The following is a 12,324-nucleotide window of genomic DNA, read 5'->3' as shown; positions in this document are numbered from 1 at the left end:
GATCAGGGCGGGATACTGGACCAACTCGAGCGCCGAACTCAAGTAGGTTGGAATATATGAACAGCCAACAGGAATTCGTGCTCCGCGCCATTGAAGAACGAGACATCCGCTACGTGCGCCTCTGGTTTACCGATATTCTCGGCTACCTGAAGTCCGTGGCTATCGCCCCCGCAGAGCTCGAGATCGCGCTCGAAGACGGCATCGGTTTCGATGGCTCGGCCGTGGAGGGCTTTTCCCGCATCTCTGAATCGGACACCCTGGCCAAGCCCGATCCCTCCACCTTCCAGATGCTGCCGGATTCCTATGGCGAAGGGCTGGAGAATACCGCCCGCATGTTCTGCGATATCGTCATGCCCGATGGCCAGCCCTCCTGGGTGGATCCCCGCCAGGTGCTGCGGCGGCAGACCGAAAGGCTCGCCGATGAAGGCTTCCGGGCGCTGTTGCACCCCGAGATTGAGTTCTACATGGTGCGCAGCCTCGATACCGATGGCAAAGAGCCCGTCCCCACCGATAATGGCGGCTACTTCGACCACGCCACCTACGACGATGCCCCGCGCTTCCGCCGCGACGCCATGGCCGCTCTCGAATCCATGGGCATCGCCGTGGAGTTCTCGCACCACGAGACCGCGCCGGGCCAGCAGGAGATTGATCTCCGCTATGCCGAGGCGCTGAATATGGCGGATAACATCATGACCTTCCGCTACCTGATTAAGGATGTGGCCGCCCACCACGGCGTGAAGGCCACCTTTATGCCGAAGCCCTTCCGGGATTTCGCCGGCTCGGCCATGCACACCCACATGTCGCTCTTCGAGGGCGATACCAATGCCTTCCACGACTCCGATGACATGTACAACCTCTCGCGCACCGCGAAGCAGTTCATCGCCGGCATCCTCTACCACGCCCCGGAGATCTCCGCGGTCACCAACCAGTGGGTGAACTCCTATAAGCGCATCATGTTTGGCAACGAGGCCCCCACCGCGGCCACGTGGGGAGTGTCGAATCGTTCCGCCATGGTGCGCGTGCCCACCTATCGCCCCACGAAGGTCTCCTCCCGGCGCATCGAGGTGCGCTCCCCAGACACCGGTTGCAACCCCTACCTGGCCTATTCGGTGCTGCTTGCCGCCGGTCTGCGGGGCATTAAAGAAAGCTATGAGCTCCCCGATCCGGCCGAGGACGATATCTCGCAGCTGACCCGCCGGGAGCGCCGCGCCCTCGGCTATCAGGACCTGCCGGCCAGCTTGGACCAGGCATTGCACATGATGGAGCAGTCCGAGTTCCTCGCCGAGGTATTGGGCGAGCACGTCTTCGAGTTCTTCCTGCGCAGCAAGTGGAGCGAGTGGCGGGACTATCAAAGCCAGATCAGCGCGTGGGAATTGCGCACCAATCTGCACTACTAAGATCGAGCATTCCACCGCCCGCAGTCGAGGATAAAGATCATGCGCACTAGCCTGCCCACCCCAGCCAGCTTGTCCCTCCAGCGCCCCACGGCCGCCGATGACCTCAAGGAGCTGGGGTGGTACAACGAGGAGTCCCTCGAGCTGCTGCGGCAGCTCTCCGGTGCCGCCGACCCGGATCTGGCGCTCAATACCCTCATCCGCTTGGTCGCCAACCTCGACGATGCGGAACGCGCCGAGTTTGATCGCAGCATGCGCGAGCACCGCGAGCTGCGGGTCCGGCTCATCGCGCTGCTCGGCGGCTCCACCGCGCTCGGCGATCATCTGGTGGCCCATCCGGAGACGTGGCGCAGCCTCAAAGAGCCGATGCCCACCAAGGAGGAGATGCTGCGCCTCATGCTCGGCGCGGTGGACGCCCGTCCCGCCCGCTTCGCCGAGGATGTCTCCGCCCAGCCCGCGGCCGAGAACTGCTCCGAGGTGGGCATGTATGTGGCCGGCATGGTGGGCACTGAGGCCGAGCGGGCGCTGAAGGTGGCCTACCGCAGCATCATCATGCGCATCGCCGCCGCAGATCTCGCCGGCACCTATCCCGAGACCAGCCGCCGCTCCGGCCTAGAGATGGTGGCGTTTAAGACCGTCTCGGCGCGGCTGTCCGATGCGGCCGATGCCGCCCTCACTGCGGGGCTCGCCGTGGCCGCCGCCGGGGTCTATGGCGAGGATCCCCTGGACTGCGCGCTCGGGGTGATCGCCATGGGCAAGTGCGGGGCGCGGGAATTGAACTATATCTCCGATGTCGATGTGATCTTCGTGGCCGAGCCCGCCACCCCGAAGGCCACCCGCCTGGCCAGCGAACTCATCCGCATCGGCGGCAAGGCCTTCTTCGAGGTCGATGCCGCCCTGCGCCCCGAGGGCAAGCAGGGGGCGCTGGTGCGCACCCTCGAATCGCATGTGAGCTACTACAAGCGCTGGGCGGAAACCTGGGAATTTCAGGCGCTGCTCAAGGCCCGCCCCCTCACCGGCGATATGGAGCTGGGACAACGCTATATCGAGGCGCTCGAGCCCATGGTGTGGGAGGCCAGCCAGCGGGATAATTTCGTGGAGGGCGTGCAGCACATGCGCTCTCGGGTGCTGAATAATGTGCCCTCCGATATGCAAGAGCGCGAGCTCAAACTCGGCCGCGGCGGGCTGCGCGATGTGGAATTTGCCGTGCAGCTGCTGCAGATGGTGCACGGCCGCGTGGATGAGACCCTGCGCACCAAGGCGACCGTGTCTGCACTCGAGGCGCTTATCGACGCCGGCTATGTGGGCCGAGAAGACGGCAAGGTGCTCATCGAGGACTATGAGTTTCTCCGCACCATTGAACACCGCCTGCAATTGCAGCGCCTGCGGCGCACACATGCCCTGCCCAAGCCGGAGGACACCACCGCCCTGCGGTGGCTGGCGCGCTCTGCCGGGCTGCGCGGGGAGGGGCGCGGCACCAGCGCGGAAACCCTGTTGAAGAAGCTCAAACGCGTCTCCATCCAAGTCCGTGGGCTGCATACGCGGCTGTTCTACCGCCCGCTGCTGGGCTCGGTGGCCGCCCTCGATACCGGCACGCTCACCTTGAGTAAGGAATCCGCGAAGCTGCAGCTGGCCGCCTTGGGCTATCAATTCCCGGATCGGGCCTATGAGCATCTCACGGCGCTCGCCTCGGGCTCCTCCCGCAAGGCCAAGATCCAGGCGATGCTGCTGCCCACCCTGATGGAGTGGCTGGGCGATACCGCCAACCCGGACCAGGGTCTGCTCAACTATCGCAAGCTCTCGGATGCGGCCTATGACCGCACGTGGTTCTTGCGTACCCTGCGCGATGAGGGGATCGTGGGGCAGCGCCTGATGAAAGTGCTGGGGACCTCGCCCTATGCGGCGAATCTGGTGGTCTCCGCCCCCGAGGTGCTCAAGCTCTTTAGCGACTCCGCCAAGGGGCCGCGGCTTTTGGAGCAATCGCCGGAGACCATTGCCAAGTCACTGCGTGCGGCCGCGGCCCGGCACGATGATCCCGACCGGGCGATCACCGTGGCCCGCTCGCTGCGTCGAGTAGAGCTGGCGCGTATCGCCTCCGCGGATCTGCTCGGGCTGATCGACGTGCAGACGGTGTGCGCGAGCCTTTCGGAGATCTGGGATGCGGTGCTCGACGCCGCCCTCGCCGCCGAGATCCGCGGCTCCGTGCATAAGGGCGAGGTGGAGAAACCTCTTGCCCGCATCGCGGTGATTGGTATGGGCCGGTTGGGCGGTAAGGAGCTGGGATATGGCTCCGATGCCGATGTGATGTTTGTGGCCGAGCCCGTGGAGTCGGTGGGGGAGAATGAGGCGCTGATGTGGGCGAAGCGCATCGTCGATCGCATGCGCCGCCGGCTGAGCAAGCCCTCCAGCGATCCCTCTCTCGAGGTGGATTTGGGCCTGCGCCCCGAAGGGAAATCGGGGGCCGTGGCCCGCACCGTGGAAAGCTATCAGCGCTACTACTCCTCGTGGGGCGCGGTATGGGAGAAACAGGCGCTGCTGCGGGCCACCGACATTGCCGGCGATAAGGAGCTGGGCGTGCAGTTCCTCGCCGCCATCGACGAGTTCCGCTATCCCCCTGGGGGCGTGGATGAAAAGACCGTGCGTGAGGTGCGCCGCATGAAGGCGCGCGTGGACAATGAACGCTTGCCGCGCGGCGCGGATCGTAAAACCCACACCAAGCTGGGGCGGGGCGCGCTCACCGATATCGAGTGGACGGTGCAGCTCGTGAGCATGCTTGAGGCGCACAAGCACCCAGCCCTGCACACCACCTCCACCTTGGAGGCGCTGGATGTGATGGAACATGAGGGCATCGTGGACGCGGAGAAGGTACAGATTCTGCGCTCCGCATGGCTGGCCGCCACCCGCGCCCGCAATGCGCTGGTGCTGGTGCGGGGCAAGCGCACCGATCAGCTGCCGCAGCCCGGGCCGCAGCTCGCGGAAACCGCGGCGGCCGCCGGCTGGAACCCCATGAATTACCAAGAATTCTTGGAGGACTATCTGAAAAAGACCCGCCGCGCCCGGCAGGTGGTGGACGAGGTGTTCTGGGGCGAGTCCACCATCAGTGATGAGATTGCCGATTCGGAGGGGATGGAGCACCGATTCGGGCCCATGGGGTCTTTCTCCGGTGGCGGCCAGCAGCGACCCCAACAGATGCGGCGCATTCCCCGGGGGAGTGAGCGTTTCTAGATCGCTACACTGGGGTGCACGTAGCGCCTAGAAGGAGCAGTGCAATGAATATTTCCATGCGTATCGGGATCGAAATGGATAGCCCCACCGTCGGTGATCTCATCGAGTTCGCCGATACCCTCCGTAACCTCGGGGTCGATCCCGAGGAGTTTCTCGTGATCGATCAGGACGACCGCGAGATCTATGTGGAGCACAACGGCGTGCCCGGTGCTCCCGCCGCCGCCTCGGCCGGCGAGGATGTGGTGGACGCGGAGGAGGTCGAGGATGCCGAATCCGCAGCGGCGACCCCGCCCACCGGAGATGAGGGCGCGGACAGGATCGAATTTCCGCGCGGGACGAGCTTCGACGCCGCCAAGGTCTATGACGCCGTGCGCCAAACCTTAGGCGACCAAGCCGTGCACAGCGTGGTGGATGCGCTGCTGCGGGGCCGTGGTGGCCCCAGCCCGCGCTAGCGGCGCTCGCGGCGGCGCGCCCACACCAAAGCACTGGCGCCCAGCGCCCACACGATGAGGGCGGCGAGCCCAGCGAAGCGGAAATCGCCCCATGTGTAGTGGGTGCTGTCCGTGGCGGCGACGTCGAGAAGCATGCCATAGCCCTGGGCGACGATCATGCCGGCGGTGAAGCCGCCCATATTGGCCAAGCCGGTGCCCGTGGCGAGCACCTCGTGGGGCACGGCCTCGCGCACCTGGTCGAAGCCATAATTGGCCACCGGGGCGAGCGCGCCCATCACCACATTGAGCACCACGATCCACACCACTCCGCGCGGAGAGGCGCTAGCGAAAAAGAGCGCCCACAGCGCCATGGTGATGCCCGAACTCACCAGCGCCAGCAGCCAGCGATTCGCCCCGAAGCGCGCCGAGATGAGCCCGTGAAGCGGGCCGGCAAGAACCTGCACCACGGTATTGACCACCAGCACCCAGCCGGCGACGTGGGCGCTGATCCCCATGCCGAGGGTCATCAGCGGCATGCCCCAGGTGAGGGTGAAGACCACCTGGGGGAATAGGCCGATGCCGTGAATGAAGAAGCCCTGCCAGCAGGCCGGATGGGTGGCCACGATGCGCAGGCGGGTCCGCAGTGGCTGGGTGGAACTCACCAGCCGGCGGGGCGGCTCCTGAATAGCCACCCAGGCCGCCAGCGCCACCAGCACGCCCGCCGCAGCCGCGGAAATAAAGGCCACTTCCCAGCCCGCGGCGTGGAGGATACCGAGAAATACCACCGCGGAAAGGAACTGGCCCACCTGCCCCAACGCGGCCGTCAGCTGCGTGAAAATGGGTGCCCGGTGCAAGGGAAACCACTGCGGAATGATGCGCATCACCGACAAAAATGCGGTGGCATCGCCCATCGCCACCAGCACTCGGGCGATGATGGCCACCGTAAAACTCGTGCTCAGCGCGAGCAGCAGCTGGCCGCCGGCCATGACGAGGGCGCCGGCAACAAGCAGGCGGCGGGCACCGAAACGATCAATCAGCACGCCGGTGGGAATCTGGGCGAGGGCGTATACCCCCATCTGCACCGCGGTGAACACGGCGAGCCCACTGGCAGAAGCGGAAAAACGCTCGAAAGCCTCGACGCTGGCCACGCCGAAGGAACCGCGGCCCATGATGGCCACGATGTAGACCACGACGGCCGCCAGCCACACCACCATCGCCTGCCGCTGGCTGACGGCAGCGGTGGGGTCAGTGGGGTCGGGGGCGCCAGCAGAGGACGCAGAGGACGCGGAGGACGCGGCAGCGGAGGTGTTCATCATCCACCACGATAGTGCTGGCACGAGCGCCGCTGGCAGGCGGGTCATAGGCAGGGGGCGAGCGTTGGTAGTGTCGAGTCTGTCCCGTCTGTGGCCCCGCAGCGATAAGGAAGGCTTTGGAGCTGAGTATGTCTACCCCGATTCACGATTACCTGTCGCTCGCACTCGAGTCCATCGACTATGACGCCGAAGGCATGGTCGCCGACTATATCCCCGTGCTGGCGCAGGCCGATCCAGAGCGCAAGGCCATCGGCCTATGCACCTCGCATGGCCGTATCTACTGTGTCGGCGATGCCGAGCAGGAATTCTCCATGCAGTCGGTGTCCAAGCCCTTCGCCTACGCCCTCGCCCTCGAGGAATGCGGCCTGCAGACGGTTCTGGAGACTGTGGGCGTAGAGCCATCCGGCGAGGCGTTTAATGAGCTCTCTTTGGATACGCCCACCAACCGCCCGGTCAATCCCATGATCAACGCCGGGGCGATCGCTATTAATCAGCTGATTAATGGCGTGGACTCCACCATTGAAGAACGCGTGGAGAAGATCCTCGCCCAATTCTCTCGGCTGGCCGGGCGCGAGCTCAGCGTGGACATGGCGGTGGCCTATTCGGAATTGGATAACTCGGATCGCAATTTCGCCATCGCGCATATGCTGCGCTCCTATGGGATTATCGGCGACGACGCCCATGACGCCGTGGTGTCCTATGTGTATCAGTGCTCCATTAATGTCACCGTGCGGGATCTCGCGGTCATGGCCGCCACCCTGTCCAATGGTGGGGTGCAGCCGCTCACCGGCGAGCAGGTCGTGAGCGAGGATGTGTGCCACCAAACCTTGGCCGTGATGGCCTCGGCGGGCATGTATGACGCCGCCGGACGGTGGATGACCTCCGTGGGCATTCCCGCTAAATCGGGGGTCTCGGGCGGCATGATGGGCTGTCTGCCTGGGCAGCTGGGCATTGCCACTTTCTCCCCGCCGCTCGACGTCAATGGCAACTCGGTACTGGGGCGCAAAGTATTTCAGCGGCTCTCCCGCGATTGGGGCCTGCACTTAATGGCCACCGACCGGCGTGGCGTGAACGCGGTGCGCGAGCTGGTCCAAGAGGGAGATATCTCCCTTCTCAAGCTGCAGGGAACGCTCAACTTCTCGGCCGGCGAGGCCTTGTTGCACGCCATGCGCACCCGCGAGATTCGCGGCCCGATCTTCGCCGTGGATATCTCTCGCGTTATCTCCCTGGCGCCGGTGGCCTTGCGCATGCTGCTCGAGGGGCTGCGGCGGCTGCGCGAAGAGGGCCACCGCGTGGTAATCATCGACCCCGACTCGCAGGTGGACCAATCCTCCCTCAGTGGGGAGGAGTGCTTCGAAGTGGTCACCGATATCGGCCTGATTCGGCACTAGCGCCGGGCTGGGGCCGCCACGGTGGGGGTAGTGGCGGCCGCGCTGCGGCTCGCTCCGACAGCTCGCCCAATAGGGGGTAGTAGGGCGAGAAAATGTGAAGAAATTTGCATAAGTTACGTTGGGGAAGGGGGTATATCGGGCGCGAAATACGGCACGGTTACCCCCATTAAGGCAGATTCTTGATGCATAAAAGTATTTTTTAGTCCATTTTCTCCGTCGCTTGTGGTGCGTCCTGCGGTGGGCGCGTGGCGCGCCTTTGCAGGCCTGCAAAGAAGTTTAGGCGAGGCTCATTTTTTCGCGGGGGTGATGTGCTCGGATGGGAAAGGAAAGTCGCTTCACAGTCTTCACATCTGCCTGTAGTGTCTCACTTCACAACGATCGCACACTATGAGGTCCACGTCACGTGCATGGAGGCGCGTGGTGGGTCACAGGTGTCGGTCGCTATGAGCCCAACCTTTGACAATAGGAAGTGAGACACCCATGCCTGTGTCCCCATCCCCCTCCTCGCAGGGTAGGGATCCGGTCGTGCCCCGGACTCCCACCGAGCAGGATTTCATCGAGACCGCCCAGACAGAAGACTTCACACGCCTGCGTAGTACCTTCCGTGGATTCGTCTTCCCCGTCTTCGTCGCCTTCATCACCTGGTATCTGCTCTATATCGTCACCGCCACCTTCTTGGTGGATGTGGTGACCATCAAGGTGTTCGGGTATATCAACCTCGGCATGGTCCTCGGCATCGCCCAGTTCCTCACCGCCGGGATTGTTACCTGGGCCTATCTGCGCTTCGCCGATAACACGCTGGATCCCGCTTCCGCGTTGATCCGCGAGCAGATGAACGAGCGCCTCAGTGAACCCCAGCAGCACTAGCGCCGCCCCCTCCTAGCAGATACCAAGGACTACTTATGACTCACTCCACAACAGTGCTCGCGACTGAAGCGATCAGCACCGGCAACCCGGTGCTCAATATCTCCATCTTCGTGGCGTTCATCGTGGCCACCATGGGCATCGTGATTCGCGTGACCCGCCAGACCTCGCAGAAGGGCTCCGATTTCTACACCGGCGGCGCCTCCTTCTCCGGCAAGCAAAACGGCCTCGCCATCGCTGGCGACTACCTCTCCGCCGCCGCCTTCCTCGGCGTGACCGGCGCCATTGCCCTCTATGGCTATGACGGCTTCCTCTACTCGGTGGGCTTCCTCGTGGCCCTGCTGGTGGCCCTGGTGCTCGTGGCCGAACCGCTGCGCAATACCGGACGCTTCACCATGGCCGATGTGCTCTCCTTCCGGCTGAAGCAAGGCCCGGTGCGTACCGCGGCTGCGATCTCGACGCTGTCTATTTCGCTGTTCTATCTCATCGCCCAGATGGCCGGCGCCGGCGGACTCGTCGCCCTGCTGCTGGGAATCGAGGGCAAGGTCGCGCAGTCGGGCGTGGTCGCCATCGTCGGTGTGCTCATGATCGTCTACGTGCTCGTCGGCGGCATGAAGGGCACCACCTATGTGCAGATGATCAAGGCGGTGCTGCTGGTGGGCGGCTCCATCCTCATTACCCTGCTGACCTTCTTCGCCGTCAAGGGTGGCTTCAATGAGCTGCTCGGATCCGCCGTGGCCAATCACCCCAAGGGCGAGGACATCCTCGGCCCGGGCCTGAAATACGGCGCCTCCACGCTGACCAAGCTGGACTTCGTCTCCCTCGGCATGGCGCTCGTCTTCGGCACCGCAGGCCTGCCGCACGTGCTCATGCGTTTCTACACCGTGCCCACCGCCCATGAGGCGCGCCGCTCGGTGGCGTGGACCATCGGCATCGTCGCGCTCTTCTTCCTGCTCACCGTGTTCATGGGCTATGGCGCCGCCGCGCTGGTGGGGCCTGAGCAGATCCAGGCCGCGCCCGGTGGAGTGAACTCCGCTGTGCTGCTGCTCTCGGCGCGGGTCGGTGGCACGATCTTCATGGCCGTGATCTCTGCCATCGCTTTCGCCACCATCCTCGCCGTGGTGGCCGGTCTGGCCATCACCGCCTCGGCCTCGGTGGCCCACGACCTCTACAACAACGTGATCCGTAAGGGTCAGGCCACCGAGGAGGAGCAGGTGCGAGTCTCGCGCATCACCGTGGTGGTCATTGGCGTGCTCGCCATCGTCATGGGCATTGGTGCCATGGGCCAAAATATCGCCTTCCTGGTCGCCCTGGCCTTCGGTATCGCCGCCGCAGCCAACCTGCCCACCATCATTTACTCGCTCTACTGGAAGCGCTTCAACACCACCGGCGCCCTGTTCTCCATGTATGGCGGCCTGCTCACCTCCGTCATTCTCATCGTGCTCTCCCCGGCATTCTCCGGCACGGAGACGGCCATGCTGCCGAATGCGGACTTCGCGATCTTCCCGATTACCAATCCCTCGATCGTCGCGATCCCTGCCGGCTTCCTCCTCGGCATTATCGGCACCTACCTCGGTAAGCCCGATAACTTCGAGGGCAAGGCGGCAGAGATGGAAGTGCGCGCCCTCACCGGAATCGGCGCTGCTAAGGCGGTGCAGCACTAACTGCTTCTCGCTTATCGACGCCACCCCGCGCCACACCGGCCCACCACCTCAGTGCAGACTCGAGGGGTGGGCCGGTAGTGGTTTTAGCGGGCGGTAGTCAGCCGCGAAATATGCCAGGTCATGCCCAGCGCGCCCAAGGGGAACAGGGTGTAGACGAGAACATGATCCACACGCCAGATGGCAAGAGCCACGGCCAGCCATATCGTGGTGAGGGTGAAAATCTTGTGCTTTTTGCTCATCGCCCCAGATTGATAGTTGGTGATATAGGGGCCGAGTTGCGGGTGGGAGAGCAGCCAGTCGTGCATCCGCGGAGAGCTTTTGGCAAAGCAATACGCTGCGAGGAGCAAAAACGGCGTCGTGGGAAACAGCGGCAACACTATGCCGATGATTCCGCATCCGGTGGCGATCACACCGACCGCCCGCAGCATAAACTTAAGCACCCTTGCATACTAACAAGGGTGCTTTAGGCAAGACTAATGTTTGCCGCGTCGCGCTAGGCGAGCCGCTCGTCGATGAAGTCCTTGACGCGCTGGGCATCATTGGGCATATCGAAGACGCGGAACTCCACATCTTCAATCCCGGCGAAGCGCTCCGGCAGCTCCGGGGCAGAGCCGATGGCCTCGGTGATGGTCTCGGCGAATTTCACCGGCAGCGCCGTCTCTAGGCAGATGATGGGGGAGTCGGTGGACTCGCGGTTCTGCTCGGCGGCGGCCACACCATCCGCGGTGTGGGGATCGATGAGCACCCCATAGTCGCGGTGCACGCGGGCGATGGTGCGCAGGCGATCAGCGTGGGTAGACGTGCCGGCAAGGAAGCCATACTCCGCTGCGGCGCGGGCAAAGGCAGGATGCTCGCTGAGCGAGAAACCGCCCTGCTTTACCTGGGTGCCAAAGAGCTCCGCGGTGGCCGCCGCGTCGCGGTCGAGGAGATCGAAGATGAAGCGCTCGAAGTTGGAGGCCTTGGAGATATCCATCGACGGCGAGGAGGTGGCCTGGGTTTCGGCGGAGCTGCGCACCCGATAATCGCCGGTGCGGAAGAACTCCTCCAACACATTGTTTTCGTTCGTGGCCACGATCAGCTTGTCGATGGGAACGCCCATCGAACGCGCGATATGGCCGGCGCAAATATCACCGAAATTGCCGGTGGGCACGGAGAAGGACACCTGCTGCTCATTGGAGGACGTAGCGCGAATCCAGCAGGAAACGTAGTAGACCACCTGCGCCATGAGGCGGGCCCAGTTGATGGAGTTCACCGCACCGATCGACCGGGTGGATTTAAAGTCGGCATCCGCGGAGATCTCCTTGACCACGTCCTGGCAGTCATCGAAGACGCCATCGAGGGCGATATTGAAGATATTGTCATCGTGCAGGCCAAACATTTGGGCCTGCTGGAAGGGAGTCATACGCCCTGCGGGGGTGAGCATGAACACGCGGATATTATCGCGCCCGCGCATCGCATACTCCGCCGAGGATCCGGTATCGCCGGAGGTGGCGCCCACGATATTAAGGGACTGCCCGCGCCGGGCCAGCTCGTATTCAAAGAGCTCGCCCAGCAGCTGCATGGCCATGTCCTTAAAAGCGGCCGTAGGCCCCATGGACAAGCGTCCGAGCAGCAGGCCATCGCCGAGGGTGCGCACCGGAACGATCTCCGGGTCCGAGAACTTCGGGGTGGTGTAGGCGCGCTCGCAGATACCGCGCAGATCCTCCGCGGGAATGTCATCGACGAATAGCTGCAGCACCTCAAAAGCGAGGGCGGCATAGCCCTGCTCATTCAGTACAGCTCGCCACTGAGTGAGCTGCTCATCGCTGAGCTGCGGGTAGCTTTCGGGTAAAAAGAGCCCACCGTCGGGAGCGAGGCCGCCGAGGAGAATATCGGTGAAGGAATACGGGGTAGCCGAGGTATCGCGAGTAGAAATGTAGTGCACCTCACCCAGCTTAGGGGGTTGGTGCAGTGAGCAAAACTTCAACCCCGCTCCGGCGGCGGATATCTCCCCTGAAGCGGGTGAGGGCGCCTGCGCACCGGCTATCCGTGCAGCGTGTGCG

9 protein-coding genes are annotated in these 12,324 nt (G+C 63.8%); 6 read left to right on the top strand and 3 right to left on the bottom strand.

What is annotated here, in order from left to right; genetic code table 11:
• Positions 1-56: 56 nt before the first annotated feature.
• From glnA to KR227_RS04765, 3 genes are read left to right on the top strand one after another with little or no spacing between them, the layout of a single operon-like run.
• Complete coding sequence (gene glnA, locus KR227_RS04775) at positions 57-1,397, top strand: type I glutamate--ammonia ligase (protein ID WP_151529205.1); 1,341 nt, start codon at positions 57-59, stop codon at positions 1,395-1,397.
• 39 nt (positions 1,398-1,436) lie between these two features.
• Complete coding sequence (locus KR227_RS04770) at positions 1,437-4,619, top strand: bifunctional [glutamine synthetase] adenylyltransferase/[glutamine synthetase]-adenylyl-L-tyrosine phosphorylase (protein WP_218364041.1); 3,183 nt, start codon at positions 1,437-1,439, stop codon at positions 4,617-4,619.
• Between the two features lie 44 nt (positions 4,620-4,663).
• The gene (locus KR227_RS04765) at positions 4,664-5,071 is read left to right on the top strand and encodes a hypothetical protein (RefSeq protein WP_218364040.1); all 408 of its coding nucleotides are present in this window, start codon (positions 4,664-4,666) and stop codon (positions 5,069-5,071) included.
• Here the strand turns inward: KR227_RS04765 and KR227_RS04760 are convergent.
• Positions 5,068-6,366 (bottom strand): nitrate/nitrite transporter, encoded by a 1,299-nt coding sequence (locus KR227_RS04760; protein ID WP_255549098.1) that lies wholly within the window; start codon positions 6,364-6,366, stop codon positions 5,068-5,070. The two genes, KR227_RS04765 and KR227_RS04760, sit on opposite strands and share 4 nt — an antisense overlap.
• A 125-nt stretch (positions 6,367-6,491) precedes the next feature.
• On the opposite strand from KR227_RS04760, the gene KR227_RS04755 reads away from it, so the two are divergent.
• The 3 genes from KR227_RS04755 (at position 6,492) to KR227_RS04745 (ending at position 10,282) form a co-directional block, all read left to right on the top strand.
• A complete protein-coding gene (locus tag KR227_RS04755; RefSeq protein WP_218364039.1) occupies positions 6,492-7,754 on the top strand; it encodes a glutaminase in 1,263 nt (420 codons plus the stop codon).
• A gap of 525 nt (positions 7,755-8,279) precedes the next feature.
• Entirely contained in the window at positions 8,280-8,621 is a 342-nt protein-coding gene (locus tag KR227_RS04750; RefSeq protein ID WP_370625167.1) for a DUF485 domain-containing protein, read from the top strand.
• A 35-nt stretch (positions 8,622-8,656) separates the two neighbouring features.
• On the top strand, positions 8,657-10,282 hold the full coding sequence (locus KR227_RS04745; RefSeq protein WP_218364036.1) for a cation acetate symporter: 1,626 nt from the start codon (positions 8,657-8,659) through the stop codon (positions 10,280-10,282).
• 83 nt (positions 10,283-10,365) lie between these two features.
• On the opposite strand, the gene KR227_RS04740 is transcribed toward KR227_RS04745, so the two are convergent.
• Together KR227_RS04740 and thrC are read right to left on the bottom strand one after the other, a co-directional pair.
• Complete coding sequence (locus tag KR227_RS04740) at positions 10,366-10,722, bottom strand: YbaN family protein (RefSeq protein WP_225976647.1); 357 nt, start codon at positions 10,720-10,722, stop codon at positions 10,366-10,368.
• Between the two features lie 53 nt (positions 10,723-10,775).
• Positions 10,776-12,206 (bottom strand): threonine synthase, encoded by a 1,431-nt coding sequence (gene thrC, locus KR227_RS04735; protein ID WP_218364034.1) that lies wholly within the window; start codon positions 12,204-12,206, stop codon positions 10,776-10,778.
• Positions 12,207-12,324 lie beyond the last annotated feature (118 nt).

It is taken from the genome of Corynebacterium sp. TAE3-ERU30 (assembly GCF_019209925.1).
GTDB lineage: Bacteria > Actinomycetota > Actinomycetes > Mycobacteriales > Mycobacteriaceae > Corynebacterium > Corynebacterium megadyptis.
The sequence above is the reverse complement of the archived record's forward strand: the minus strand, read 5'-3'. Positions and strand labels throughout refer to the sequence as shown.